The following is a 25,948-nucleotide window of genomic DNA, read 5'->3' as shown; positions in this document are numbered from 1 at the left end:
ACCTGCTTTGTCGGACATTAGGCGCTTAGAGCGCGCGCATGATGTTGCAAGTGGTCGTCGATGAAACTGGCGATGAAGAAATAACTGTGGTCGTAGCCCGGTTGCAGGCGCAACGTCAGTGGATGACCGGCCAGTTTGGCCGCCTGTTGAAGGGCTTCAGGCTTGAGCTGAGTGGCCAGAAAATCATCGCGATCACCTTGATCGACAAGCAGTGGCAACTTCTCGTCGGCCTCGGCAATCAATGCGCAGGCATCCCATTCGCGCCACTTCGACCGGTCTTCACCCAGGTAACGGGAAAAGGCTTTCTGGCCCCACGGGCAATCCATCGGATTGTTGATCGGCGAGAACGCCGACACCGACTGATAACGCCCCGGATTGCGCAAGGCACAGACCAGCGCACCGTGGCCGCCCATGGAGTGACCGCTGATGCCGCGTTTGTCCGATGCCGGGAAATGGGCTTCGACCAATGCCGGCAATTCCTGCACGACATAGTCATGCATCCGATAGTGACGCGACCACGGTTCCTGCGTGGCATTCAGATAAAACCCGGCACCGAGACCGAAGTCCCAGGCGCCATCCGGATCGCCCGGCACATCCGGGCCGCGCGGGCTGGTGTCCGGCGCAACGATGATCAACCCAAGCTCGGCGGCCATGCGCATCGCGCCGGCCTTGTGCATGAAATTCTCGTCGGTGCAGGTCAGGCCGGACAACCAATACAGCACCGGCAGCTTGCCGCCCTGCTCCGCTTGCGGCGGCAGGTACACGGCGAACACCATGTCGCAGCCGAGGACATCGGAGCGGTGCTTGTAGCGTTTGTGCCAGCCGCCGAAGCTTTTCTGGCAGGAGATATTTTCCAGGCTCATGACCGACCTCAGAAATGGATGACGCTACGGATGCTTTTGCCTTCGTGCATCAGGTCGAATGCCTTGTTGATGTCTTCCAGGCCCATGGTGTGGGTGATGAACGTATCCAGCGGGATTTCGCCGGTCTCGGCCATTTCGACGTAGCTTGGCAACTCGGTACGGCCGCGTACGCCGCCGAATGCCGAACCGCGCCAGACGCGACCGGTCACCAACTGGAATGGACGGGTAGAGATTTCCTGGCCGGCACCGGCCACGCCGATGATCACCGACTCGCCCCACCCCTTGTGGCAGCACTCAAGTGCGGCGCGCATCAATTGGACGTTTCCGATGCACTCGAAGGAAAAGTCGACGCCGCCATCGGTCATGTCGACGATGACTTCCTGGATCGGACGGTCGAAGTCTTTCGGGTTCACGCAGTCGGTTGCACCGAGCTGTTTGGCAATCTCGAACTTGGCCGGGTTGATGTCGATGGCAATGATCCGCGCAGCCTTGGCTTTGACCGCGCCGATCACGGCCGACAGACCGATGCCGCCGAGACCGAAAATGGCCACGGTATCACCCGGTTTTACCTTGGCGGTATTGAGCACCGCGCCGATGCCGGTGGTGACACCGCAGCCCAGCAGGCAGACTTTTTCCAGTGGCGCTTCTTTAGCAATCTTGGCGACGGAGATTTCCGGCAGCACGGTGTATTCGGAAAAAGTCGAGGTACCCATGTAGTGGAAAATCGGCTGACCTTTGTAGGAAAAGCGCGAAGTACCGTCCGGCATCAGGCCTTTGCCCTGGGTCGCACGAATCGCCTGACACAGGTTGGTTTTGCCCGACAGGCAGAATTTGCACTGGCGGCATTCCGGGGTGTACAGCGGGATCACATGGTCGCCGACGGCGACGGAGGTGACGCCCTCGCCGATCGCTTCAACCACCGCGCCACCTTCGTGACCGAGGATCGACGGGAAGATGCCTTCCGGGTCAGCGCCCGACAGGGTGTAGGCATCGGTATGGCAAACACCGGAGGCAACCACACGCAACAGAACTTCACCGGCCTTGGGCATGGCGACATCGACTTCGACGATCTCGAGGGGTTTCTTGGCCTCGAAGGCAACGGCAGCGCGCGACTTGATCATGTGGATTCTCCAGTGAATAAAAACGAGACAGGGAGTGTAATACACCTCTTTACGAGGAATAATCCGGACAAAAGCAAAACATTATTGCCATACAGGGATAATCCTTGATGTCCGAAAATCGCTGGGAAGGGATCGACGAGTTCGTCGCCGTGGCCGAGTGCAGCCAATTCACGGCGGCTGCGGAGCGACTAGGGGTTTCTTCCTCTCACATCAGTCGACAAATCGTACGCCTCGAAGAGCGCCTTCAGACCCGTCTGCTTTATCGCAGCACCCGACGGGTCACGTTGACCGAAGCCGGGCAAACCTTTCTGCAGCATTGCCAGCGCTTGCAGGACGGTCGCGAAGAAGCCTTGCGCGCGGTCGGCGACCTGACCAGCGAACCCAAAGGCATGCTGCGCATGACCTGCGCCGTGGCGTACGGCGAACGGTTCATCGTGCCGCTGGTGACGCGCTTCATGGGCCTCTACCCGCAACTGCGCGTCGACATTGAACTGAGCAACCGCCCTCTTGATCTGGTGCACGAAGGGCTGGACCTGGCGATCCGTCTCGGTCGCCTTCAGGATTCTCGATTGGTTGCCACACGCCTGGCACCGCGACGCATGTATTTGTGCGCATCACCGTCCTACCTGGAACGGTATGGTCGCCCGCACAGCCTGTCGGAACTCAGCCGCCACAATTGCCTGATCGGCAGTTCGGACATGTGGCAACTGGAACAGAACGGGCGGGAATTTTCGCAACGGGTACAGGGAAACTGGCGCTGTAACAGTGGGCAAGCGGTATTGGATGCGGCGCTACAGGGTGTGGGTTTGTGTCAGCTGCCGGACTATTACGTACTGGAGTACTTGAAAAACGGTGAATTGATTTCGCTGCTGGAAGCGCACCAACCGCCGAACACGGCTGTTTGGGCGCTTTACCCACAGCAGCGGCATCTGTCGCCGAAGGTGCGCAAGTTGGTGGATTATTTGAAGGAAGGGTTGGCCGAGCGGCCTGAATACCGGAGCTAATAGAGGTTCGGGGTGTCAGCGGAATGCTGGTTGTCTGGACCGCCGCCATCGCGGGCAAGCCCGCTCCCACAGGGATTACCGAAACCTGTGGGAGCGGGCTTGCCCGCGATGACAATCTATCAGGCACTGAAAAATCAGCGGCGATTAGCCCAACGCTGTCTCAGCCATTCGAGATCTTCCGGGCGAGTGACTTTCAGGTTATCCGAACGCCCTTCGATAAGGCGTGGCGATAAACCAGACCACTCCATCGCCGACGCCTCATCAGTGATAACCGCATCCGCCACCAGACTGTCAGCCAACGCCCGATGCAACGCCCCAAGGCGAAACATCTGCGGCGTGTACGCCTGCCAGATCACACTGCGATCCACGGTTTCAACCACGCGACCGTGCTTGTCGACACGCTTCAGGGTATCGCGTGCCGGCACCGCCAGCAGTCCACCCACTGGGTCGTCAGCCAGCTCTGTCAGCAATTTGTCCAGATCATCACGGCTCAGATTCGGTCGTGCGGCGTCGTGAACCAGCACCCAATCTTCATCGTCCGCGCCCTGAGCATGCAAATGCAGCAAGGCATTGAGCACCGAACCGGAACGCTCGTCGCCACCGTCTACCCGCTGAATACGCGGATCGGCAGCACACGCCAGGTTCGGCCAGTAAGGATCATCAACAGCAAGACTGACCACCAACCCCTTCAGGGCAGGGTGATCAAGGAAACAGCCAAGGCTGTGTTCGAGAATAGTGCGCCCGCCCAGTTGCAAGTATTGCTTGGGACGGTCCGCGGCCATACGGGCACCGACGCCCGCGGCAGGAATCACGGCCCAGAAGGCCGGTAACGAGGAATTCATTGGGCCAACTGGTAAAGGGTTTCACCGTCCTTGACCATGCCCAACTCATGGCGAGCCCGTTCTTCAACGGTCTCCATGCCTTTTTTCAGTTCACTGACCTCAGCGTCCATGACCCGATTGCGTTCCAGCAACCCTTCGTTCTCAGCCTGTTGATCCGCGATCTGCTGAGTCAGCTCGGCCACTTGCGCCAGACTGCCATTACCCACCCACAGGCGGTATTGCAGGCCAGCCAGCAGCAAGAGCAAGACGAGGAACAACCAATTGGGACTGCGCATCGAATATCAGGTATCCAGTGGAAAAAGACAGCCATGCCAAAACGTGAAGCTTCTGATAGCACGAAGCCTGGAAGATCCAGGCTTGTGCTCTTAAGGCATCAGATTAGTGGCAAAAACATCGCTGTAGCGATTTTTCCGACACAATCCGGTGTCTTTTTACCAGTTAACGATTAACCGCGGAATTCGCTGCGACCGTTGTACTTGGCTTTGCCATTCAACTGCTCTTCGATACGCAGCAGTTGGTTGTACTTGGAAACGCGGTCCGAACGGCACAGGGAACCGGTCTTGATCTGGCCAGCCGCGGTGCCCACAGCCAGGTCGGCAATGGTCGAATCTTCGGTTTCGCCGGAGCGGTGCGAGATAACGGCGGTGTAACCAGCAGCCTTGGCCATCTGGATGGCTTCCAGGGTTTCGGTCAGGGTGCCGATCTGGTTGAACTTGATCAGGATCGAGTTGGCGATCTTTTTATCGATGCCTTCTTTCAGGATCTTGGTGTTGGTCACGAACAGGTCGTCACCTACCAGCTGAGTCTTCTCGCCGATTTTGTCGGTGAGGATTTTCCAGCCAGCCCAGTCGGACTCGTCCAGACCGTCTTCGATCGAGATGATCGGGTAACGCTCGGTCAGGCCTTTGAGGTAGTCAGCGAAACCTTCAGCGGTGAACACCTGGCCTTCGCCGGACAGGTTGTATTTACCGTCTTCGTAGAATTCGCTCGCCGCGCAGTCCAGTGCCAGGGTCACATCGGTGCCCAGCTTGTAACCGGCATTGGCCACAGCTTCGGAGATCACTTTCAAAGCGTCTTCGTTGGAAGCCAGGTTCGGTGCGAAACCACCTTCGTCACCCACGGCAGTGCTCAGGCCACGGGCCTTCAGAACAGCCTTGAGGTGATGGAAAATCTCGGTGCCCATGCGCAGACCTTCCGAGAAAGACTTGGCGCCAACCGGCTGAACCATGAATTCCTGGATGTCGACGTTGTTATCGGCGTGCTCGCCACCGTTGATGATGTTCATCATCGGAACCGGCATCGAGTAAACACCCGGGGTGCCGTTCAGGTTGGCGATGTGAGCGTACAGCGGCAGGTCCTGGTCCTGTGCTGCTGCCTTGGCCGCGGCCAGGGAAACGGCGAGGATCGCGTTGGCGCCCAGGGAGCCTTTGTTTTCAGTACCGTCGAGCTTGATCATCGCGTGATCCAGCGCTTTCTGGTCGCTTGGGTCTGTACCTTTCAACAGGTCGCGGATCGGACCGTTGATGTTGGCGACGGCTTTGAGTACGCCTTTGCCCAGGTAACGGCTCTTGTCGCCATCACGCAGCTCGAGCGCTTCACGCGAGCCAGTGGAAGCACCGGACGGCGCGCAAGCGCTACCGATGATGCCGTTATCGAGAAGCACGTCCGCTTCCACGGTGGGATTGCCACGGGAGTCGAGAACTTCACGACCTTTGATGTCGACGATTTTTGCCATTGTTGTAAACACTCCAAAGTTGACGAAAACGACGCAGCTAGAGGAAATCTTTTACCGTCGGCAAGTGGGGCGCAGCGGGCAGACTTGCGGACGATAAGGCTCAGGCCCGAGGGCCTGAGCAACAAATCGTGCGGTACTTTACCGGAGAAATGAGGTTTACGCGGTTTCTACCGTCGGAAAACTCTTCACCAGTTCGTCCAGAGCTTTGAGCTGGGCCAGAAATGGCTCCAGTTTGTCCAGACGCAAGGCGCAAGGGCCGTCGCATTTGGCGTTGTCCGGGTCCGGGTGGGCTTCGAGGAACAGACCGGCCAGCGATTGGCTCATGCCCGCCTTGGCCAGGTCAGCGACCTGGGCCCGACGACCGCCGGCGGAATCGGAGCGACCGCCGGGCATTTGCAGCGCGTGGGTCACGTCGAAGAACACCGGGTATTCGAACTGCTTCATGATGCCGAAGCCGAGCATGTCGACGACCAGGTTGTTGTAGCCAAAGCTCGAACCGCGTTCGCAGAGGATCAACTGATCGTTACCCGCTTCCACGCACTTGCTCAAGATGTGCTTCATCTCATGCGGGGCGAGGAACTGGGCTTTCTTGATGTTGATCACCGCGCCGGTCTTGGCCATCGCGACCACGAGGTCGGTCTGGCGCGACAGGAAGGCCGGCAGCTGGATGATGTCGCAGACTTCAGCGACGACCGCGGCCTGATCAGGCTCGTGGACGTCGGTGATGATCGGCACGCCGAAGGCTTGCTTGATGTCCTGGAAAATCCGCATGCCCTCTTCCAGGCCGGGACCACGGTAAGAGGTCACGGAGGAACGGTTGGCCTTGTCGAAGCTGGCCTTGAACACGTAAGGGATACCGAGTTTCTCGGTGACCTTTACGTATTCTTCGCAGACCTGCATCGCCATGTCGCGGCTTTCCAGCACGTTCATGCCACCGAAAAGCACCATAGGCTTGTCGTTGGCAATCTCGATATCGCCTACACGGATGATCTTCTGCGCCATCGGATTTACGCCTTCTTCTGGTGTTGGACCAAAGCTGCTTTAACGAAACCGCTGAACAACGGGTGACCGTCGCGTGGTGTCGAGGTGAACTCAGGGTGGAACTGGCAAGCGACGAACCATGGATGATCCGGGGCTTCAACCACTTCGACCAGCGCGCCATCACCGGAACGACCGGAGATTTTCAGGCCGGCTTCCATGATTTGCGGCAGCAGGTTGTTGTTCACTTCGTAGCGATGACGGTGACGCTCGACAATCACATCCTTGGCGTAGCAATCGTGCACCAGGGAACCCGGCTCAAGCAGGCAATCCTGAGCGCCGAGGCGCATGGTGCCGCCCAGGTCAGACGTTTCGGTACGGGTTTCGACGGCGCCGGTGGCATCTTCCCACTCGGTGATCAGACCCACGACCGGGTGACCGCTTGCACGATCGAACTCGGTGGAGTTGGCGTCTTTCCAGCCCAGCACGTTACGAGCGAACTCGATCACGGCCACTTGCATGCCCAGGCAGATGCCGAGGTACGGAACCTTGTTTTCGCGAGCGTACTGAACGGCGGTGATCTTGCCTTCCACGCCACGCAGACCGAAGCCGCCCGGTACGAGGATCGCGTCGACACCTTCCAGCAGCGCGGTGCCCTGGTTTTCGATGTCTTCGGAATCGATGTAGCGCAGGTTGACCTTGGTGCGGTTGCTGATGCCGGCGTGACTCATCGCTTCGATCAGCGACTTGTAGGCGTCCAGCAGTTCCATGTACTTGCCGACCATCGCGATGGTGACTTCGTGCTCCGGGTTCAGCTTGGCGTCAACCACGGCTTCCCACTCGGAAAGATCGGCGCTGCCGCATTGCAGGCCGAAACGCTCGACAACGAAATCATCCAGGCCCTGGGAATGCAGGATGCCCGGGATCTTGTAGATGGTGTCGGCGTCTTCCAGCGCGATCACCGCACGTTCTTCAACGTTGGTGAACTGCGCGATCTTGCGACGCGACGAGATGTCGATCGGGTGATCGGAACGGCACACCAGCACGTCCGGCTGCAGGCCAATGGAACGCAGTTCCTTGACCGAGTGCTGGGTCGGCTTGGTTTTGGTTTCGCCGGCGGTGGCGATGTACGGCACCAGCGTCAGGTGCATCAGCATCGCGCGCTTGGCGCCGACTTCGAAACGCAATTGACGGATGGCTTCGAGGAACGGTTGCGACTCGATGTCACCCACGGTGCCACCGATCTCGACCATGGCCACGTCGGCATCGCCCGCGCCCTTGATGATGCGGCGCTTGATTTCGTCAGTGATGTGCGGGATCACCTGGATGGTTGCACCCAGGTAGTCACCACGGCGCTCTTTGCGCAGGACGTGTTCGTAGACACGGCCGGTGGTGAAGTTGTTGTTCTGGGTCATGGTCGTGCGGATGAACCGCTCGTAGTGGCCCAGGTCCAGGTCGGTCTCGGCGCCGTCGTGGGTGACGAACACTTCACCGTGCTGGAACGGGCTCATGGTGCCCGGGTCAACGTTGATGTACGGGTCCAGCTTCAGCATGGTGACCTTAAGTCCCCGCGCCTCCAGGATGGCCGCCAATGAAGCCGAGGCAATGCCTTTCCCCAATGAAGAAACAACACCGCCCGTGACGAATATGTAGCGCGTCATGAAAAACCCTAGAAGTCTGCGTTAAAGCGGTCCGAGCCGCCGGGGAAAGCGAAGGAAGGCCGAAGCCCCCGATCACCTGCATTAATCACAGTGCACCTTTCAAAAAAACCGCCGCGTTGGGACAGACCGGCAGATGAAACACCGGTACGTTGCTCGCTACACATTTTTTGGAATCGCCCAGCAAAGACTGCTTGGTAATCGGCAACTCCTGCAATTCAGGCGAATCCACAGAAGTTGTATCAAGAAGGGAGCGTAGTCTACCGGAAAGCCCCTTTCAGCTCAAACCTTGATCTTCGCCAAGTGGCTGCCAATGCAAATGCCAGCCGCCCTGTTCACTGCCACTCAAGCCCCGCACGCTGGCCACCGCCAGCAATTGTTCGCCGCGATAGACCAGCGGCAATCTGCCACGGACGAACCCCGGAACCCCGCGTTCATTGAGTAAACGCTTGAGATCCCGATGGCCACGTTCGGGCAGATTCATGACCTCTCCTCCCTCACGATAGCGGATATGCAGCGGACCATCGGGGATTTGGCCAGTGCAGGTGAGGACGCCATTTTTCGGTAATGCCAGCGGTTTCGAGGGATCAGCCCAGACGCCGGCGTATGGCGGAATACGCAGCCAACAGCCGGAAAGCCACCAGATACGCCCACCCGCCCGATGCAATTCACCCTCTGCCAATCGCCAGACCGGACGGGCATCGCCAGTGGCATCGCGCAAATCGCCCCAACCCGACCAATGGTCGCTATCCGGCAGTTGCGTCAGCGCTGTGAGCCAGTGACTCAAGGCGTTGCGTTGTCGTGCGGCAGAGAGTTTTGCCAGCGGCGCCAGCTCCAGGGACGGCAACCCCAGCCAATCGAAATCACTGACGGTACGGGCACTGGCCAGATCGATTTGCGCCAGGTCATCGAGCAACCCCTGCGCTTCGTTCAGATGCGCGGCGCTGCGGGCCATGGTCGCCGTCGCTTGCGGCCAGCGCTCGGTCAACACCGGGAACACCTGATGCCGCAGGTAATTGCGCGAGAACTGTCGGTCCTGGTTCGAAGGGTCCTCGATCCAGCTCAACTGATGCTCGGCCGCGTAGGCCTCAAGCTCGGTGCGCGTGACGTCGAGCAACGGGCGCAGAAGATGCCCGCGACCCAGGACGCGCTCGCGAGGCATGCCCGACAAGCCCCTCACCCCTGCTCCGCGCAATAGCCGAAACAACAGGGTTTCCGCCTGATCGTCGCGGTGCTGTGCGGTCAGCAGCAGTTCATTCGCTTGAGTGGCTTCAATGAACGCGCCATAGCGCGCATCCCGGGCCGCACGCTCAAGACTGGCGCCGGGCTGAACCTGAACGTGAACCACCTGTAGCGGCACACCCAGCGCGTCACAGACCGACTGGCACTGTTGCGGCCACGCATCAGCCGCTGCCTGAAGGCCGTGGTGGATATGAATGGCTTGAAGTTCGGGCAGGGATTGGTTTTTTGCGAGATGGGCGAGGAGGTACAGCAGAACGGTGGAGTCGAGCCCGCCGGAGAAGGCGATGCGCCAGGTTTTGGCGGTCCGCCAAGGGGTTAGATTCAGCAGAAGCCGGGAAGGCAAATCATTTGAGGGCTGATCCATATCTATCCCTGTGCACAAATCAAATGTGGGAGCGAGCCTGCTCGCGATTGCGGTTTAACGGCCAACTGATTCGTTGAATGTTAAACCGCAATCGCGAGCAAGCTCGCTCCCACATGGGTATTGCGCGCTCGGCTTAGAGACCGTAGCTCATCAGACGCTCGTAACGACGGGCCAGCAGCGCTTCGTTATCGAACTTCTTCAGCATCGCCAGTTGCGAGCTCAGCTCGGCACGGATCGATGCCGCCGCAGCCGCAGGATCGCGGTGAGCGCCACCCAATGGCTCGCCGATCACCTTGTCGACGATGCCCAGGCCTTTCAGGCGCTCAGCGGTGATGCCCATGGCTTCAGCAGCGTCCGGCGCTTTCTCGGCGGTTTTCCACAGAATCGAAGCGCAACCTTCCGGCGAGATCACCGCGTAGGTCGAGTACTGCAGCATGTTCAGCTGATCGCAAACGCCGATCGCCAGAGCGCCACCCGAACCACCTTCACCGATCACGGTGGCGATGATTGGGGTTTTCAGGCGAGCCATGACGCGCAGGTTCCAGGCAATCGCTTCGCTCTGGTTGCGCTCTTCAGCGTCGATGCCGGGGTAGGCGCCCGGGGTGTCGATGAAGGTCAGGATCGGCATTTTGAAACGTTCGGCCATTTCCATCAGGCGGCAAGCCTTGCGGTAGCCTTCCGGACGCGGCATGCCGAAGTTGCGGCGAACTTTCTCGCGCACTTCACGGCCTTTCTGGTGACCGATGATCATCACCGGCTGATCGTCCAGACGGGCAATGCCGCCAACGATCGCAGCGTCGTCGGAGAAGTGACGGTCGCCGTGCAGTTCGTCGAACTCGGTAAAGATGTGTTCGATGTAGTCCAGGGTGTACGGACGTTTCGGGTGACGCGCGAGACGTGCGATCTGCCAGCTGGTCAGCTTGCCGAAGATGTCTTCGGTCAGCGTGCTGCTTTTGTCCTGCAGGCGGGAGATCTCATCGCCGATATTCAGCGAATTGTCGTTACCGACCAAGCGCAACTCTTCGATCTTGGCTTGCAGGTCGGCGATCGGCTGTTCGAAATCTAGAAAATTCGGGTTCATAGGCGTCCGTCTTGGGTCGACGTCCAAGAGAGCTTGGGCCGGCCGGTTGTCTATTCGCGCCCTACCTTAAGGGACAGGCGCGTTCAGGTCGAGATTAAAAATTCAGGTCGAGATCAGGGCCTTCTGCGGAACCTGACCGTCAACGGTATTGGAGGAAGACGTTGTCTCGCCCGAACTGGTCACGCAAGGCTTGAATCAACGCATCCGCCGGGTCGATTCGCCAGGTCTCGCCAAACTGCAGCAAGGCCTTCGCATCGGGGCTCGTGTATTCCATGGTAATCGGGCACGCGCCGCGGTGACGCTTGAACAACTCACCCAGCCAGCGTAGCTGATCGCCCTTCAAATCCTTGGTCTGCAGCTTCAAGCGCAAGCTTTCGGCGAGGTTGGTGCGCGCATCTTCCATGCTCATCACCCGCTTGACCCGCAGCCGCAGGCCGCCGGAGAAGTCGTCGTTGCTGACTTCGCCTTCGACCACCACCATCGCGTCGGTCTGCAACAGCGATTGCGCCGAATGGAACGCCTCGGCAAACAGCGAAGCTTCGATCCGGCCAGAGCGGTCATCGAGGGTGATGAAACCCATCTTGTCGCCCTTTTTGTTCTTCATCACCCGCAGGGCGATGATCATGCCTGCGACGGTTTGGGTATCGCGAGCCGGTTTCAGGTCGATGATGCGCTGACGGGCAAAACGGCGGATCTCGCCTTCGTATTCGTCAATCGGGTGACCGGTCAGGTACAGGCCCAGGGTGTCTTTCTCCCCTTTCAGGCGTTCCTTCAAGGTCAGCTCTTTCGCCTTACGGTGATTGGCGTAGACATCGGCGTCTGCCTCGACGAACAGCCCGCCAAACAAGTCGGCGTGGCCACTGTCGTGGGTGCGTGCGGTTTGTTCGGCGGCCTTGATCGCCCCTTCCATCGCATTCAGCAACACGGCGCGGTTCTGGTCGATGCTCGCTTGATAGGCTTTCGGCTCGTCATGGAAATAAGGCCCCAGACGATCCAGCGCGCCGCTGCGGATCAAACCGTCCAGCGTGCGCTTGTTGATCCGCTTGAGGTCGACCCGGGCGCAGAAGTCGAACAGATCCTTGAACGGACCGTCCTGGCGCGCCTCGGTGATCGCTTCCACCGGACCTTCGCCCACACCCTTGATCGCGCCGAGGCCGTAAATAATCCGGCCTTCGTCGTTCACCGTGAACTTGAACTCTGAAGTATTCACATCCGGCGCGTCGAGACGCAGCTTCATGGTGCGAATTTCTTCGATCAAGGTCACGACCTTGTCGGTGTTGTGCATATCCGCCGACAGCACCGCGGCCATGAACGGCGCCGGGTAGTGCGTTTTCAGCCACGCGGTCTGGTACGACACCAGGCCGTAAGCGGCGGAGTGGGATTTGTTGAAGCCGTAACCGGCGAATTTTTCTACCAGATCGAAAATGTTACCGGCCAGGTCCGCGTCGATATTGTTAGCGGTGCAACCTTCGATGAAACCGCCGCGCTGCTTGGCCATTTCTTCGGGCTTTTTCTTACCCATGGCCCGACGCAGCATGTCCGCACCGCCGAGGGTGTAACCGGCCATGACCTGGGCAATCTGCATCACCTGTTCTTGATACAGGATGATGCCGTAAGTCGGTGCCAATACGGGCTTGAGGCCTTCGTACTGGTAGTCCGAGTGCGGATACGCCAGTTCGGCGCGGCCGTGCTTACGGTTGATGAAGTCGTCCACCATGCCCGATTGCAGCGGGCCCGGACGGAACAAGGCCACCAGTGCGATCAAGTCTTCCAGGCAGTCGGGCTTGAGCTTTTTGATCAGCTCTTTCATGCCGCGGGACTCGAGCTGGAACACCGCGGTGGTTTCAGCTTTTTGCAGCAGTTGGTACGTCGGTTTGTCATCCAGCGGGATGAACGCGATGTCCAGCGGGGGCTCATCGACCTTGGCGCGGTCGCGATTGATGGTTTTCAGTGCCCAGTCGATAACCGTCAGGGTCCGCAGACCGAGGAAGTCGAACTTCACCAGGCCGGCGGCTTCAACGTCGTCTTTGTCGAACTGGGTCACCAGACCGTCGCCGGCCTCATCGCAATAGATCGGCGAAAAGTCCGTCAGCTTGGTCGGGGCGATAACCACGCCACCGGCGTGCTTGCCCACGTTACGCACAACGCCTTCGAGCTTGCGCGCCATTTCCCAGATTTCCGCCGCCTCTTCATCGACCTTGATGAAGTCGCGCAGGATCTCTTCCTGCTCGTAGGCTTTTTCCAGGGTCATGCCGACTTCGAACGGAATCATCTTCGACAGACGATCCGCCAGACCGTAGGACTTGCCCTGCACCCGCGCCACGTCGCGGACCACAGCCTTGGCGGCCATGGAACCGAAGGTGATGATCTGGCTCACCGCGTTGCGGCCGTATTTCTCGGCCACGTAGTCGATCACGCGGTCACGACCGTCCATGCAGAAGTCGACGTCGAAGTCGGGCATGGAGACCCGTTCCGGGTTAAGGAAACGTTCGAACAGCAGGTCATATTCCAGCGGATCGAGGTCGGTAATCTTCTGCACATAGGCCACCAGCGACCCGGCACCCGACCCCCGGCCAGGGCCCACCGGCACGCCGTTGCTCTTGGCCCACTGAATAAAGTCCATAACGATCAGGAAGTAACCCGGGAACCCCATCTGGATGATGATATCCAGCTCGAAATTCAACCGGTCGACATAGACCTGACGCTTGGTTTCGTAGTCTTCGGTGGTGTCCCTGGGCAGCAGTACGCTGAGGCGATCTTCCAGACCGTCGAACGAGACCTTGCGGAAATACTCGTCGATGGTCATGCCATCAGGGATCGGGAAGTTGGGCAGGAAGTGAGTGCCCAGCTTCACTTCGATGTTGCAGCGCTTGGCGATCTCGACGGTGTTGGCCAGCGCCTCGGGAATGTCGCTGAACAGCTCGGCCATTTCCTCGGCGCTTTTGAGGTATTGCTGATCGCTGTAATTCTTCGAACGCCGCGGATCGTCAAGGGCGCGGCCCTCACCGATGCAGACGCGGGTTTCGTGAGCGGCGAAGTCTTCCTGCTTGATGAAGCGCACGTCGTTGGTGGCGACCAGCGGCGCACCGATCTTTTCGGCCAAGGCCACGGCGCCGTGCAACTGCTCTTCGTCGTTGGGACGGTTGGTGCGCTGGATCTCCAGATAGAAACGATCCGGGAACACGGCCATCCATTCGCGTGCGAGGTTTTCCGCTTCAGCCGGATTGCCGCTGAGCATAGCCAGGCCGATCTCGCCCTCTTTGGCCGCCGACAGCATGATCAAGCCTTCGCTGGCTTCGGCCACCCACTCGCGCTCGATGATGATCGAGCCATTGCGCTGGCCGTCGATGAAGCCGCGGGAAATCAGTTCGGTAAGGTTGCGATAGCCCACGGCGTTCATCGCCAGCAGGCTGATCCGGCTCAAGGCGTTGTCCGGATCCTTGTTCGACAGCCACAAGTCGGCGCCGCAGATCGGCTTGATGCCTGCGCCCATGGCTGCTTTATAGAATTTGACCAGGGAACACATGTTGTTCTGGTCGGTGACCGCTACGGCAGGCATGTTCATGCCGACCAGGGTCTTGACCAGCGGTTTGATCCGCACCAGACCGTCGACCAGGGAATATTCAGTGTGCAGGCGTAGATGAACGAATGAAGCCGGCATAGTGATCCTGTCTAGAAACGTGAAGACAACAAGGCCCGGATTGTACCGGGCCTTGGCAAAAACATCAGCCTTGCAACTAACTCTCGATCAGGTTTTCCCGCGCCTCATAAGCCAGGCGTACCGGGGCGAACGAGCGACGGTGAATTGGGGTCGGGCCCAGGCGTGCCAAGGCTTCCAGATGAACGGGCGTCGGGTAGCCTTTGTGGCCGCCGATCCCGTAACCCGGGTAAATCAATTCGAAAGCAGCCATTTCACGGTCACGGCTGACTTTGGCCAGGATCGATGCCGCCGCGATGGCCGGCACCTTGCCGTCGCCCTGCACCACCGCTTCGGCGCGCATGGTCAGTTTCGGGCAACGGTTGCCGTCGATCATCGCCAGTTTCGGCTGGATGTGCAGGCCTTCGATCGCGCGCTGCATGGCCAGCATGGTGGCATGCAGGATGTTCAGCTCATCGATTTCTTCAACTTCGGCCCTGGCGATGCACCAGCTCAGGGCTTTTTCGCAGATTTCGTCGTAGAGCTTTTCGCGGCGGGCTTCGGTGAGCTTCTTCGAATCATTGAGACCAAGGATCGGCCGATTCGGATCGAGGATCACAGCGGCTGTAACCACGGCACCGCAGAGCGGGCCGCGGCCGACTTCATCAACGCCGGCAACCAGGTCTTCGACTTCAGCGACCAGGGTGAAATCGAGGCCCATCTGTTGTGCTTTTGTCATTGTGTTTTGCCGATCAGATTCAGTACCGCGTCCGCTGCCTGATTGGAGGCGTCCAAACGCAAGGTACGGTGGATTTCATCGAAGCCGCGGGTCTGTTCTTCGCCACCTTCGATCAGCGGCGACAACGTCTGGGCCAGCGCTTCAACCGTCGCATCATCCTGCAGCAACTCGGGCACCAACAGGCGCTGGGCCAACAGGTTCGGCAACGACACGTAAGGGCTCTTGACCATGCGCTTGAGAATCCAGAACGTCAGTGGCGCCAGGCGATAAGCGACGACCATCGGCCGCTTGTACAACAACGCTTCAAGGGTAGCCGTTCCGGAAGCAATCAACACCGCGTCGCAGGCGGCGAGCGCCAGATGGGATTTGCCGTCAAGCAGGGTCAGCGGCAGATCGCGACCGGCGAGCAACTCTTCAAGCTGCGCGCGGCGCTGAGGGCTGGCGCACGGAATAATGAACCGCACGCCTGGGCGCATGGCGCGCAAACGCTCGGCGGTATCAAGGAACAACGCGCCCAGGCGCCCGACTTCGCCACCGCGACTGCCCGGCATCAGCGCGACCAATGGCCCATCAGGCAAACCGAGTTCGGCGCGTGCGGCGAGACGATCAGCTTCAAGGGGTATCGCATCGGCCAGGGTGTGCCCGACAAATCGCACCGGTACGCCCTTCTCTTCGTAAAACTTCGCTTCGAACGGAAACAGCGTCAGCATCAGGTCGCAGCCTTCGCGAATCTTCAGCACCCGCTTTTGCCGCCACGCCCACACCGACGGGCTGACGTAATGCACAGTCTTGATCCCGGCCTGACGCAGCTTGAGTTCGATATTGAGGTTGAAGTCCGGGGCATCGATGCCGATAAACGCGTCCGGCTTTTCGGCGATCAGGTCGGCGATCAGCTTTTTGCGACGCGCCATCAGCTCGCGCAATCGACCCAGCACTTCCACCAGGCCCATGACCGAAAGACGTTCCATCGGGAAATACGAAGTCAGGCCTTCGGCCTGCATCAGCGGACCACCGACACCAATGAACTCCACTGCCGGATGCTGAGCCTTCAGTGCGCGCATGAGACCCGCGCCCAGAATGTCACCGGAAGCCTCACCCGCCACCAGCGCAATACGCAGATTAGCCATGATTAACGTGTGATGCCGCGGGTCGAAGACTGGATGGAATCACGGAACACCGCGACTTCCGGGAACTGGTCCGACGGTTCGGCCAACTCGGCGAGTGCCTGCTCAACCGTCAGGCCCTGGCGGTAAACCACCTTATAGGCACGACGCAGGGCGTGGATCGCGTCTTCGCTGAAACCACGACGGCGCATGCCTTCGAAGTTCATGCTGCGGGCTTCGGCGGGGTTGCCGAACACCGTGACGTACGCTGGAACGTCCTTGCCAATGGCGGTACCCATGCCGGAAAAGCTGTGGGCGCCGATGTGGCAATACTGATGGACCAGGGTAAAACCGGACAGGATCGCCCAGTCTTCCACGTGCACATGACCCGCCAACGCGGTGTTGTTGACCAAGATGCAGTGGTTGCCGATCACGCTGTCGTGGCCGATGTGGGCATAGGCCATGATCAGGTTGTGATCGCCCAGGGTCGTTTCCGAACGGTCCTGAACGGTCCCGCGGTGAATCGTCACGCCTTCACGGATGACGTTGTGGTCACCGATGACCAGGCGGGTTTCTTCACCTTTGTATTTCAGATCGGGCGTGTCCTCACCTACCGAAGAAAACTGGTAGATGCGGTTATGCTTACCGATTCGGGTCGGGCCCTTGAGAATCACATGCGGCCCGATCACTGTCCCCTCGCCGATTTCCACACCTGCGCCGACGATCGACCATGGGCCGACCTCGACACCTTCGGCCAGAACGGCCGTCGGATCGATGATTGCGCGAGGGTCAATCAAACTCATAGTTTGCGTTCCGCGCAGATGATTTCAGCGGAGCAGACTGGTTTGCCATCGACCGAAGCCTGGCACTCGAACTTCCAGATCTGGCGCTTGCAGCTGATGAAGCGGGCTTCGAGGATCAACTGATCGCCTGGGGTGACGGGCTGGCGAAAACGCAGCTTGTCGGAGCCTACGAAGTAGTAAAGCGTGCCGTCGGCGGGCTTCACGTCGAGCATTTTGAAGCCAAGGATACCGGCAGCCTGAGCCATCGCTTCGATGATCAGTACGCCCGGCATGATTGGATGCGCAGGGAAGTGACCATTGAAGAACGGTTCGTTGATGCTGACATTCTTGTAGGCGCGAATGCGCTTGCCTTCCACATCCAGATCCACGACCCGATCCACCAGCAGGAACGGGTAACGGTGAGGCAGGTATTCGCGAATCTCGTTGATGTCCATCATTTCGGGGGGAAGCCTATGTAAAGATTGGGAGCGCGCGACTGACGCGCACCCCTCTAGCAAATCAAGGAGGCAGTCTAGCGGCTGTGCACACTTGATATGGAAATGGTATCAGCCATCTGATGAAGCATTACCGTCAGGGGTCACGTCCCCTACACGCTTTTCCAGCTGTCGCAAACGTCGCGCGATGTCATCGAGCTGACGGATACGGGCCGCGCTTTTGCGCCATTCGGCCGCTGGTTGCATCGCCGTACCGGAAGAATAGGAACCCTTTTCGGTAATCGAGTGGGTCACCATGGTCATCCCGGTGATAAAAACGTTGTCGCAAATTTCGATATGCCCCACCAGCCCTACGCCACCGGCGAGCATGCAATGCTTGCCGATTTTGGTGCTGCCGGAGATCCCCACACACGCGGCCATGGCGGTGTGATCACCGACCTGCACGTTGTGGGCAATCTGAATCTGGTTGTCGAGCTTCACACCATTACCAAGAACGGTATCGGCCAGCGCGCCGCGGTCGATAGCGGTATTTACGCCAATCTCCACATCATCACCAACCAATACACCACCGATCTGGGCGATTTTCTGCCAGACACCTTTCTCATTGGCGAAACCGAAGCCTTCGCCACCGAGCACGGCACCGGACTGGATCACGACCCGCTTGCCGATGCGCACGTCGTGGTACAGCGTGACCCGCGGGGCCAGCCAGCCGCCCTCGCCGATTTCGCAACGGGCACCGATGAAGCAATGCGCACCCACGGTCACACCTGCAGCAATACGCGCGCCGCTTTCGATCACCGCAAAGGCACCGATGCTCGCCGCCGGATCAACCACTGCGTCCACGGCCACTACCGCTGTCGGGTGAATACCGGCAGGCGCCTTGGGCTTGGGATCGAACAGATGGGAAATACGCGCGTAGGCCAGATACGGATCAGGCACCACCAATGCATCGCCGGCAAAACCTTCAGCGTCAGCGGCCTTCAGCAACAGGGCTGCGGCCCGGCAGTCCACAAGGTATTTACGGTATTGGGGGTTTGCGAGAAAGCTCAACTGAGCTGGGCCAGCCTCTTGCAAAGTGGCTAGCCCAGTAATTTCTTTCTCCGGGTCGCCACGTAGCGTGGCGCCCAGGAACTCGGCCAATTGGCCGAGCTTTATAGTCGCTGTCATGGATTACTTCAGCTGATTCATGCGCTCGATAACCTGGCGAGTGATGTCGTACTGAGGTTTGACATCAATCACTGCGCCACGCTCGAAGACCAGGTCAAAAGCACCTTTCTTGATGACTTCTTCCACAGCGCTGTCCAGTTTCGGCTTGAGCTGCTTCAGCATTTCACGGTCAGCAACGGCTTTGGCTTCGTTCAGTTCCTTGGACTGGAACTGGAAGTCACGGGCCTTTTGCTTGAACTCGAGCTCAAGACGTTCACGCTCGCCTTGCTGCATTTTGTCGCCGCCCGCCATCAGACGGTCCTGGATGCCTTTGGCGCTGCTTTCCAGAGTCTTGAGCTTGGACAGTTGCGGGCCGAACTTCTTCTCGGCATCCACGGCGTATTTCTTGGCTGCGTCGGATTCCAGCAGGGCCATCTGATAGTTCAGAACGGCGATTTTCATGTCGGCAAAAGCCGGACCTGCTACCAGAACGGTTGCCAGGAGAACCAATTGAGTCAACTTACGCACGATGCACTCCTACAAAATCCATTGTCGTTATTGTGGGGCAGACGCTTAGAACGTCTGGCCGAGAGAGAATTGGAACACTTGAGTCTCAGCGTCATCCGGTTTCTTGATCGGCATGGCCAACGCGAAGCTCAGAGGACCCAGTGCGGTGACCCAGGTCACGCCTACACCGACGGAACTCGCGACGTTGCTCAGGCTGATGTCGTTGCACTCTGTCTGAGAAGTCGAACCGACATTGGCGTTCGTCGTTTTGTCGCACTTGGAATCGAATACGTTACCCACATCCCAGAATACCGAAGTACGCAGGGAACGCTGATCCTTGACGAATGGCAGCGGGAACAGCAACTCGACACCACCCTGGATCAGGACGTTACCACCGAACGGCAGCGGATCCTGGTCCGGGTCGGCGAGCGTACCGGTGTTACCCGTTACAGCCTGACCACGGCTAGGTGTACTGCGCGGACCAAGGGTACTGTCCTTGAAGCCACGAACCGAGTTGAAACCACCAGCATAGTAGTTTTCATAGAATGGCAAGCCATCGGTGGAGCCGTAGCCATCGCCATAACCCAGTTCGGTGTGAAGACGAACGGTGTAGTTTTCAGTGATTGGCTGGAACAGCTGACCACGGTAATCAAGTTTGAAGAACGACAGGTCGCTGCCCGGCGTGGTGGTTTCCAGAGTCAGGCTCTGGGAATGGCCACGGGTCGCCAATACGCCTTTGTTCAAAGTCGACTCGGACCAGCCGGCAGACGCCTTGAAGTTCAGGTAGTTGTCGCCTTCACGGTTAACGAAGTCGAAAATCTCGTCAACGGTGTACTGACCGGTCTTGATCTTGTCCTGTTGCGCAGTCAGGCCGAAGGTCAGACGCGAAGTCTCGCTGATCGGGTAACCGACGCTCACGCCAGCACCCAGGCTGTCTACGGCATAGCTTGCTACGTCGACGTCGAGGTCTTTGTAGTCAGTGGTGCGATAGAAAGCGTTGTAACCCAGGCTCACACCATCAGCAGTCCAGTACGGGTCGACATAACCGAAGTTATAGCGGCTCTGGTATTCACTGCGGGTCAAACCGATGCTGACCTTGTTACCGGTACCCAGGAAGTTGTTCTGAGTGATCGAACCACCGAGGATCAGACCGGCGCTCTGCGCGAAACCGACGCTGGCGGTGATCGAACCAGAAGCCTGTTCTTCAACGCTGTAGTTCACGTCAACCTGGTCGTCAACACCCGGTACGGCTGGTGTTTCAACGTTGACTTCCTTGAAGAAGCCCAGACGCTCAAGACGGGTCTTGGATTGGTCGATCAGGTAGGTCGAAGCCCAGCCGCCTTCCATCTGACGCATTTCACGACGCAGCACTTCGTCTTCGGACTTGGTGTTGCCACGGAAGTTGATGCGGTTGACGTAAGCACGTTTGCCCGGATCGACTGCGAAAGTGATGTCGACCGTGTGGTCTTCATCGTTAGGCTGAGGTACACCATTGACGTTGGCGAAGGTGTAGCCCTCGTTGCCCAAGCGACGGGTGATCAGCTCGGACGTGGTGGTCATCAGCTTGCGCGAGAACACCTGGCCTTTCTGAACCAGCAGCAGGGACTTGACCTGCTCTTCAGGGACTTTCAGGTCGCCGCTCAGCTTGACGTCACGAACGGTGTACTTCTCGCCTTCGTTGACGTTGACGGTGATATAGACGTGCTTCTTGTCCGGCGTAATGGACACCTGGGTCGAAGCGATATCCATGTTGATATAGCCACGGTCCAGGTAGTAGGAGCGCAGACGCTCCAGGTCACCCGACAGTTTTTCACGAGCGTACTTGTCATCGTTCTTGAAGAACGACAACCAGTTGGTGGTCTTCAATTCAAACAGGTCGATCAGGTCTTCATCAGGGAAGACCGTGTTACCCACCACGTTGATGTGCTGGATAGCCGCAACGGTGCCTTCGTTGATATTGACCTTCAGGCCGACGCGGTTACGCGGCTGCGGCACCACTTCGGTGTCGACGGTGGCCGAGTAGCGACCCTGAGCGACATATTGGCGCTGCAGTTCGTTACGAACACCTTCGAGGGTGGCACGCTGGAAGATTTCGCCTTCGGCCAGACCGGATTGTTTGAGGCCCTTCATCAGGTCTTCAGTAGAGATCGCCTTATTACCTTCGATCTCGATACTGGCGACCGACGGACGCTCGACTACCGTGATGACCAGGACGTTGCCATCGCGGCCCAGCTGGATATCTTGAAAGAACCCGGTTTTGAACAGCGCACGAGTGGATTCCACCAGGCGACGATCATCCGCCTGTTCACCGACGTTTAACGGCAAAGCACCAAAGACGCTACCCGCGGAGACCCGCTGGAGGCCATTGACGCGAATATCAGAGATAGTGAAGGACTCGGCGTGAACTTCGGCGATCATCAATACGGTGAGAACCGCAGTTAGCAGCAGACGTTTCATGAAGTCCTTTCTTATTCCAACTGGCAATAAACAAACTGCCGCAAAATGCGGCAGATTCGCAATTCAGCGAAGTGTTACAGACGGCCCAAATCATTGACCAGAGCAAGCAACATCACCCCGACCACCAAACTGATACCGATCTGTATCCCCCAACCCTGCACCCGATCTGACAAGGGACGACCACGCGCCCACTCGATCAGATAAAACAACAAATGCCCCCCATCCAGTACAGGAATGGGCAGCAAATTCAGAACTCCCAGGCTAATACTCAGATAAGCAAGGAAATTCAGGAAATCAGCGACACCCGACTGGGCAGAAGCGCCCGCCACTTTAGCAATGGTTATCGGTCCACTCAAGTTTTTTACCGAGAGCTCGCCGAACAACATTTTCTTGAGCGAATCGAGGGTCAGTACGCTCATGGTCCAGGTGCGTCGAGCACCCTCGCCAATTGCGGCCACCGGGCCATAACTGACTTCGCGAATCATCTCTGGCGGCCAATCGACCGCCTTCACCCCGGCGCCCATATAACCGGTAGGCGCCTTTTTCTCGCCACGAGCGGCCAAGGTCACAGGGACGTCGATTGGAGCACCATCACGCTCAACGCGCAGCATGATTTTGGTATCCGGATGCATACGGACCGTATCGACCACTTGCTGCCAGTCATCAACCAGCTTGCCATCGAGGGCCAACAGTCGGTCACCCGTCTTCAGGCCCGCCGCCTGGGCTGGCCCTTTCGGATCAATTTCGGCCAAAACAGGGGGCAATGCCGGGCGCCAAGGGCGAATACCCAGCGAACGAATCGGATCCGGCTCGTCAGCACCCTTGAGCCATTTATCCAGCATCAGCTCACGCGGCGAATCCGCCGTGGAACCTTGCTCACGCACCAACAATTGAAGCGAACCGCTCTCGCCAAGACGACGGACCAGTTGCAGATTCACCGCGGCCCAGCCGGAAGTCGGCTCGCCATCGATCGCAATGATTTCCTGACCGGCACCCAGACCGGCCTTGGCGGCGATGCTGCCGGATTCGACCGCGCCGATAACCGGCCGCACCTGCTCGCTGCCGAGCATGGCCAACACCCAGAAAAACACCATTGCCAATAAAAAGTTGGCGATTGGTCCCGCGGCCACGATGGCAATACGCTGACGGACAGATTTGCGATTGAAGGATTGATCGACCTGATCGGCTGGCACTTCGCCTTCGCGCTCGTCGAGCATCTTCACGTAGCCGCCCAACGGAATGGCCGCCACCACGAACTCAGTGCCTTTCTTGTCGTGCCAACGCAGCAGTGGCATGCCGAAGCCTACGGAGAAACGCAGCACTTTGACCCCACAGCGACGTGCGACCCAGAAATGGCCGAATTCGTGGAAGGTGACCAGCACGCCCAGTGCAACCAGGGTGCCGACAATCATATAGAGCGCGCTCATCTACTTTCTCCGCAATCCTATCCAGTGCTGCATGGGCCAACGTATTGCAGCACTCACCGCCCGTGACGACTCAACCACTGCCCGGCCAGTACTCGCGCTTTCTCGTCGGCCGTAAACACCGCCTCGAGATCATTCACCGCAACGACCGGTTCGAGGTTTAACACTTCCTCGATGATACTCGCGATTTCCGGGTAGCGAACCCGCCCGTCGAGAAACGCCGCGACAGCCACTTCATTCGCTGCATTGAGCATGGCCGGAGCGCTATTGCCCGCTTCCGCGGCCTGACGCGCAAGGCGCAGGCAAGGGAAACGCTCTTCATCGGGCGCCTGGAAGTCCAGGCGGGCGATGGCAAACAGATCCAGGGGGGCTACGCCCGAATCGATACGTTCCGGCCAGGCCAGGGCGTTGGCGATCGGCGTGCGCATGTCCGGATTGCCTAACTGCGCCAGCACCGAGCCATCGATATAGTCGACCAGAGAGTGAATCACGCTCTGCGGGTGAATCACCACTTCGACCTGGGACGGCTTCGCGTCGAACAGCCAGCAGGCTTCAATCAACTCGAGCCCTTTGTTCATCATGCTGGCCGAGTCGACCGAAATCTTGCGACCCATGGACCAGTTCGGATGAGCGCACGCTTGCTCAGGGGAAACATGCGCCAACTCGGCCATCGGTGTCTGTCGGAACGGGCCACCAGAGGCCGTCAGCAGAATCCGACGCACACCGACTGCGCCAAGCCCACGGGCGAAATCCTGTGGCATGCACTGAAAAATCGCGTTGTGCTCGCTGTCGATCGGCAGCAGCACCGAGCCGCTTTTGCGCACGGCCTGCATGAACAGGGCGCCCGACATGACCAGCGCTTCTTTGTTGGCCAGCAGGATTTTCTTGCCCGCCTCGACCGCCGCCAGGGTCGGACGCAAGCCCGCCGCGCCAACGATGGCCGCCATGACTGCATCGACCTCTGGGTCGGAAGCAACCCGGCACAGGCCCTCCTCCCCCACCAACACGCGGGTCGACAGGCCTGCGGCGCGCAAGTCGTCCTGCAAGGTTCGGGCAGCGCTCGCTTGCGGCACGACGGCAAACCGCGGCACATGACGCACGCACAAGGCCAGCAGCTCACTCAGGCGGGTGAAACCACTCAAGGCGAATACCTGATAGCGCTCGGGATGGCGAGCGATCACGTCGAGGGTGCTCAGACCGATCGAGCCGGTCGCGCCCAGAACGGTAATCTGTTGTGGGCGGCTCACGGTGCAGCCATCCACAACAGCACGGCAAAGACAGGGATCGCGGCCGTCAGGCTGTCGATGCGATCCAGCACACCGCCATGCCCCGGCAGCAGATTACTGCTGTCCTTGATGCCCGACTGACGCTTGAACATGCTTTCGGTGAGGTCGCCCACAACCGAGATGAATACGATAATTGCCGCACCGATCAACCCTTTGAAAAGCTCGGCAACCGTCCAGTCGCGAACCAGGCCGACAATGACGGTGATTACCAGGCTCAGCGCCAGACCGCCATACACGCCTTCCCAGCTCTTGCCGGGGCTGACCTGTGGCGCCAGCTTGCGCTTGCCAAAGGCCCGACCGGAAAAGTACGCACCGATATCGGCACCCCAGACCAGCACCATCACCGCCATGATCAACCAGTTACCCAACGGGTACTGCTTGATCTGAATCAGGCCTTGCCAGGCCGGCAACAGGATCAGCAGACCGATCACCAGTTTGCAGGCGGCGCTGGACCAGTGTCCGCTGGACCGCGGGTAAGTCAGCACCAGATACGTCGCCACGCCCCACCAGAGCACCGAAGCACCCAACACCCAGGGCGCGAGCCCCGGCAGGATGTGCATGACAAACAGCATCAATGCGACCACAACCGCATAGGCCACGCGAATCGGCTGGGCGTTGAAGCCTGCCAGGCGAGCCCACTCCCACGCACCGAGGGTCACGACCAGCCCGATGAACAGCGCAAAGCCTGTGCCTTCGAGCAGGAAAAACCCGCACAAGGCGATCGGCAGCAGGATCAGCGCGGTGATGATTCGTTGTTTAAGCATTAAACCCGGGCTCCAGACTCGACCTGCTCGCTCGTTTTACCGAAGCGGCGCTGACGAGAAGCGAAATCGGCCAGCGCGTTACGCATGGCGTCGTGTTTGAAGTCCGGCCAGAACAGGTCGGAGAAGTACAACTCGGCATAAGCCAGTTGCCACAGCAGGAAGTTGCTGATGCGGTGTTCGCCACCCGTGCGGATGCACAAGTCCGGCAACGGCAGATCGCCGGTGGCCAGACAGGTCTGCAACAGCTCGGGCGTGATGTCCTCCGGACGCAGATGCCCGGCCTGAACCTCACGCGCCAGACGCTGCGCGGCTTGCGCGATGTCCCACTGACCACCGTAGTTGGCGGCGATCTGCAAGACAAAGCGGTTGGCACCGGCGGTCATCGCCTCGGCTTCACGCATGGCAGCCTGAAGCTCTGGGTGAAAGCGCGAGCGATCACCAATGATGCGCAGACTGATGTTGTTGTCATTGAGGCGCTTGGCCTCGCGACGCAACGCCTTGAAGAACAGATCCATCAAGGCACTGACTTCATCGGCCGGGCGCTGCCAGTTCTCACTGGAGAAGGCGAACAGGGTCAGTACCTCGACCCCGGCCTCGGCGCACACCTCGATCACTGCGCGAACCGCATCCACGCCCGCTTTATGCCCGGCGACACCCGGCATAAAGCGTTTTTTCGCCCAGCGATTATTACCATCCATGATGATCGCGACATGGCGCGGCACCGCGGACGGCGCAGTCTGCTTAGTCTTTTCCATGAAAA

Annotated in this window: 22 protein-coding genes; 1 reads left to right on the top strand and 21 read right to left on the bottom strand. The window is 59.1% G+C overall.

All coding sequences use genetic code 11. The annotated features are described in order from the left end of the window. Nucleotides 1–17: 17 nt before the first annotated feature. Together fghA and ACYZT8_RS05755 are read right to left on the bottom strand one after the other, a co-directional pair. Entirely contained in the window at nt 18–863 is an 846-nt protein-coding gene (gene fghA, locus ACYZT8_RS05760; RefSeq protein ID WP_461979935.1) for an S-formylglutathione hydrolase, read from the bottom strand. A gap of 8 nt (nt 864–871) precedes the next feature. Then, nucleotides 872–1,984, bottom strand: coding sequence for an S-(hydroxymethyl)glutathione dehydrogenase/class III alcohol dehydrogenase (locus ACYZT8_RS05755; RefSeq protein WP_027924991.1), 1,113 nt, complete (start codon nt 1,982–1,984; stop codon nt 872–874). Nucleotides 1,985–2,091: 107 nt separating this feature from the next. Between ACYZT8_RS05755 and ACYZT8_RS05750 the strand changes: the two genes are divergently transcribed. Continuing rightward, nucleotides 2,092–2,988 carry a LysR substrate-binding domain-containing protein gene (locus ACYZT8_RS05750; protein WP_461979932.1) on the top strand — a complete coding sequence of 299 codons (897 nt, stop codon included), beginning with the start codon at nt 2,092–2,094 and terminating at the stop codon, nt 2,986–2,988. 134 nt (nt 2,989–3,122) lie between these two features. Here ACYZT8_RS05750 and ispD read toward each other — a convergent pair whose 3' ends face one another. The 19 genes from ispD to uppS form a co-directional block, all read right to left on the bottom strand. Continuing rightward, nucleotides 3,123–3,830: a 2-C-methyl-D-erythritol 4-phosphate cytidylyltransferase gene (ispD, locus tag ACYZT8_RS05745; protein ID WP_461979930.1), complete on the bottom strand. Its 708-nt coding sequence runs from the start codon at nt 3,828–3,830 to the stop codon at nt 3,123–3,125. Further along, entirely contained in the window at nt 3,827–4,105 is a 279-nt protein-coding gene (gene ftsB, locus ACYZT8_RS05740) for a cell division protein FtsB (RefSeq protein ID WP_046029215.1), read from the bottom strand. The genes ispD and ftsB overlap by 4 nt, the downstream gene beginning before the upstream one ends. Before the next feature lie 170 nt (nt 4,106–4,275). After that, entirely contained in the window at nt 4,276–5,565 is a 1,290-nt protein-coding gene (eno, locus tag ACYZT8_RS05735) for a phosphopyruvate hydratase (RefSeq protein WP_131059171.1), read from the bottom strand. Between the two features lie 156 nt (nt 5,566–5,721). Further along, a complete protein-coding gene (gene kdsA, locus ACYZT8_RS05730; protein ID WP_461979927.1) occupies nt 5,722–6,567 on the bottom strand; it encodes a 3-deoxy-8-phosphooctulonate synthase in 846 nt (281 codons plus the stop codon). Between the two features lie 5 nt (nt 6,568–6,572). Continuing rightward, on the bottom strand, nt 6,573–8,204 hold the full coding sequence (locus ACYZT8_RS05725) for a CTP synthase (protein ID WP_131059170.1): 1,632 nt from the start codon (nt 8,202–8,204) through the stop codon (nt 6,573–6,575). Between the two features lie 274 nt (nt 8,205–8,478). Then, nucleotides 8,479–9,807, bottom strand: a complete 1,329-nt coding sequence (tilS, locus tag ACYZT8_RS05720; protein WP_461979924.1) for a tRNA lysidine(34) synthetase TilS — start codon at nt 9,805–9,807, stop codon at nt 8,479–8,481. Nucleotides 9,808–9,940: 133 nt separating this feature from the next. Next, on the bottom strand, nt 9,941–10,888 hold the full coding sequence (locus tag ACYZT8_RS05715) for an acetyl-CoA carboxylase carboxyltransferase subunit alpha (protein WP_010462799.1): 948 nt from the start codon (nt 10,886–10,888) through the stop codon (nt 9,941–9,943). 139 nt (nt 10,889–11,027) lie between these two features. Beyond that, nucleotides 11,028–14,549 carry a DNA polymerase III subunit alpha gene (gene dnaE / locus ACYZT8_RS05710; protein WP_461979922.1) on the bottom strand — a complete coding sequence of 1,174 codons (3,522 nt, stop codon included), beginning with the start codon at nt 14,547–14,549 and terminating at the stop codon, nt 11,028–11,030. A 76-nt stretch (nt 14,550–14,625) separates the two neighbouring features. Continuing rightward, entirely contained in the window at nt 14,626–15,264 is a 639-nt protein-coding gene (gene rnhB / locus ACYZT8_RS05705) for a ribonuclease HII (protein WP_461979920.1), read from the bottom strand. Then, nucleotides 15,261–16,391 (bottom strand): lipid-A-disaccharide synthase, encoded by a 1,131-nt coding sequence (lpxB, locus tag ACYZT8_RS05700; RefSeq protein WP_461979918.1) that lies wholly within the window; start codon nt 16,389–16,391, stop codon nt 15,261–15,263. Before lpxB ends, rnhB begins: the two co-directional genes overlap by 4 nt. A gap of 2 nt (nt 16,392–16,393) precedes the next feature. Further along, nucleotides 16,394–17,170 carry an acyl-ACP--UDP-N-acetylglucosamine O-acyltransferase gene (gene lpxA / locus ACYZT8_RS05695; protein ID WP_131059164.1) on the bottom strand — a complete coding sequence of 259 codons (777 nt, stop codon included), beginning with the start codon at nt 17,168–17,170 and terminating at the stop codon, nt 16,394–16,396. After that, nucleotides 17,167–17,607, bottom strand: coding sequence for a 3-hydroxyacyl-ACP dehydratase FabZ (gene fabZ / locus ACYZT8_RS05690; protein ID WP_008154051.1), 441 nt, complete (start codon nt 17,605–17,607; stop codon nt 17,167–17,169). The genes lpxA and fabZ overlap by 4 nt, the downstream gene beginning before the upstream one ends. Before the next feature lie 108 nt (nt 17,608–17,715). Continuing rightward, entirely contained in the window at nt 17,716–18,771 is a 1,056-nt protein-coding gene (gene lpxD, locus ACYZT8_RS05685; protein ID WP_109628213.1) for a UDP-3-O-(3-hydroxymyristoyl)glucosamine N-acyltransferase, read from the bottom strand. A gap of 3 nt (nt 18,772–18,774) precedes the next feature. Beyond that, nucleotides 18,775–19,278: an OmpH/Skp family outer membrane protein gene (locus ACYZT8_RS05680; protein ID WP_010462812.1), complete on the bottom strand. Its 504-nt coding sequence runs from the start codon at nt 19,276–19,278 to the stop codon at nt 18,775–18,777. Nucleotides 19,279–19,323: 45 nt separating this feature from the next. After that, the gene (gene bamA, locus ACYZT8_RS05675) at nt 19,324–21,714 is read right to left on the bottom strand and encodes an outer membrane protein assembly factor BamA (RefSeq protein ID WP_461979916.1); all 2,391 of its coding nucleotides are present in this window, start codon (nt 21,712–21,714) and stop codon (nt 19,324–19,326) included. 74 nt (nt 21,715–21,788) lie between these two features. Then, a complete protein-coding gene (gene rseP, locus ACYZT8_RS05670; protein WP_461979914.1) occupies nt 21,789–23,141 on the bottom strand; it encodes a sigma E protease regulator RseP in 1,353 nt (450 codons plus the stop codon). Nucleotides 23,142–23,194: 53 nt separating this feature from the next. Then, entirely contained in the window at nt 23,195–24,385 is a 1,191-nt protein-coding gene (gene ispC, locus ACYZT8_RS05665) for a 1-deoxy-D-xylulose-5-phosphate reductoisomerase (protein WP_461979912.1), read from the bottom strand. Further along, a complete protein-coding gene (locus tag ACYZT8_RS05660) occupies nt 24,382–25,188 on the bottom strand; it encodes a phosphatidate cytidylyltransferase (RefSeq protein WP_461979910.1) in 807 nt (268 codons plus the stop codon). Before ACYZT8_RS05660 ends, ispC begins: the two co-directional genes overlap by 4 nt. After that, nucleotides 25,188–25,943 (bottom strand): polyprenyl diphosphate synthase, encoded by a 756-nt coding sequence (gene uppS / locus ACYZT8_RS05655; RefSeq protein ID WP_461979908.1) that lies wholly within the window; start codon nt 25,941–25,943, stop codon nt 25,188–25,190. The genes ACYZT8_RS05660 and uppS overlap by 1 nt, the downstream gene beginning before the upstream one ends. Nucleotides 25,944–25,948: the final 5 nt, after the last annotated feature.

The sequence above is a fragment of the Pseudomonas sp. LB3P93 genome (genome assembly GCF_054898025.1).
The sequence above is the reverse complement of the archived record's forward strand: the minus strand, read 5'-3'. Positions and strand labels throughout refer to the sequence as shown.

Coding starts and splice junctions, on each gene's coding strand:
- fghA (WP_461979935.1), bottom strand. CDS start 863: ATGAGCCTGGAAAATATCTCCTGCCAGAAAAGCTTCGGCGGCTGGCAC.
- ACYZT8_RS05755 (WP_027924991.1), bottom strand. CDS start 1,984: ATGATCAAGTCGCGCGCTGCCGTTGCCTTCGAGGCCAAGAAACCCCTC.
- ACYZT8_RS05750 (WP_461979932.1), top strand. CDS start 2,092: ATGTCCGAAAATCGCTGGGAAGGGATCGACGAGTTCGTCGCCGTGGCC.
- ispD (WP_461979930.1), bottom strand. CDS start 3,830: ATGAATTCCTCGTTACCGGCCTTCTGGGCCGTGATTCCTGCCGCGGGC.
- ftsB (WP_046029215.1), bottom strand. CDS start 4,105: ATGCGCAGTCCCAATTGGTTGTTCCTCGTCTTGCTCTTGCTGCTGGCT.
- eno (WP_131059171.1), bottom strand. CDS start 5,565: ATGGCAAAAATCGTCGACATCAAAGGTCGTGAAGTTCTCGACTCCCGT.
- kdsA (WP_461979927.1), bottom strand. CDS start 6,567: ATGGCGCAGAAGATCATCCGTGTAGGCGATATCGAGATTGCCAACGAC.
- ACYZT8_RS05725 (WP_131059170.1), bottom strand. CDS start 8,204: ATGACGCGCTACATATTCGTCACGGGCGGTGTTGTTTCTTCATTGGGG.
- tilS (WP_461979924.1), bottom strand. CDS start 9,807: ATGGATCAGCCCTCAAATGATTTGCCTTCCCGGCTTCTGCTGAATCTA.
- ACYZT8_RS05715 (WP_010462799.1), bottom strand. CDS start 10,888: ATGAACCCGAATTTTCTAGATTTCGAACAGCCGATCGCCGACCTGCAA.
- dnaE (WP_461979922.1), bottom strand. CDS start 14,549: ATGCCGGCTTCATTCGTTCATCTACGCCTGCACACTGAATATTCCCTG.
- rnhB (WP_461979920.1), bottom strand. CDS start 15,264: ATGACAAAAGCACAACAGATGGGCCTCGATTTCACCCTGGTCGCTGAA.
- lpxB (WP_461979918.1), bottom strand. CDS start 16,391: ATGGCTAATCTGCGTATTGCGCTGGTGGCGGGTGAGGCTTCCGGTGAC.
- lpxA (WP_131059164.1), bottom strand. CDS start 17,170: ATGAGTTTGATTGACCCTCGCGCAATCATCGATCCGACGGCCGTTCTG.
- fabZ (WP_008154051.1), bottom strand. CDS start 17,607: ATGATGGACATCAACGAGATTCGCGAATACCTGCCTCACCGTTACCCG.
- lpxD (WP_109628213.1), bottom strand. CDS start 18,771: ATGACAGCGACTATAAAGCTCGGCCAATTGGCCGAGTTCCTGGGCGCC.
- bamA (WP_461979916.1), bottom strand. CDS start 21,714: ATGAAACGTCTGCTGCTAACTGCGGTTCTCACCGTATTGATGATCGCC.
- rseP (WP_461979914.1), bottom strand. CDS start 23,141: ATGAGCGCGCTCTATATGATTGTCGGCACCCTGGTTGCACTGGGCGTG.
- ACYZT8_RS05660 (WP_461979910.1), bottom strand. CDS start 25,188: ATGCTTAAACAACGAATCATCACCGCGCTGATCCTGCTGCCGATCGCC.
- uppS (WP_461979908.1), bottom strand. CDS start 25,943: ATGGAAAAGACTAAGCAGACTGCGCCGTCCGCGGTGCCGCGCCATGTC.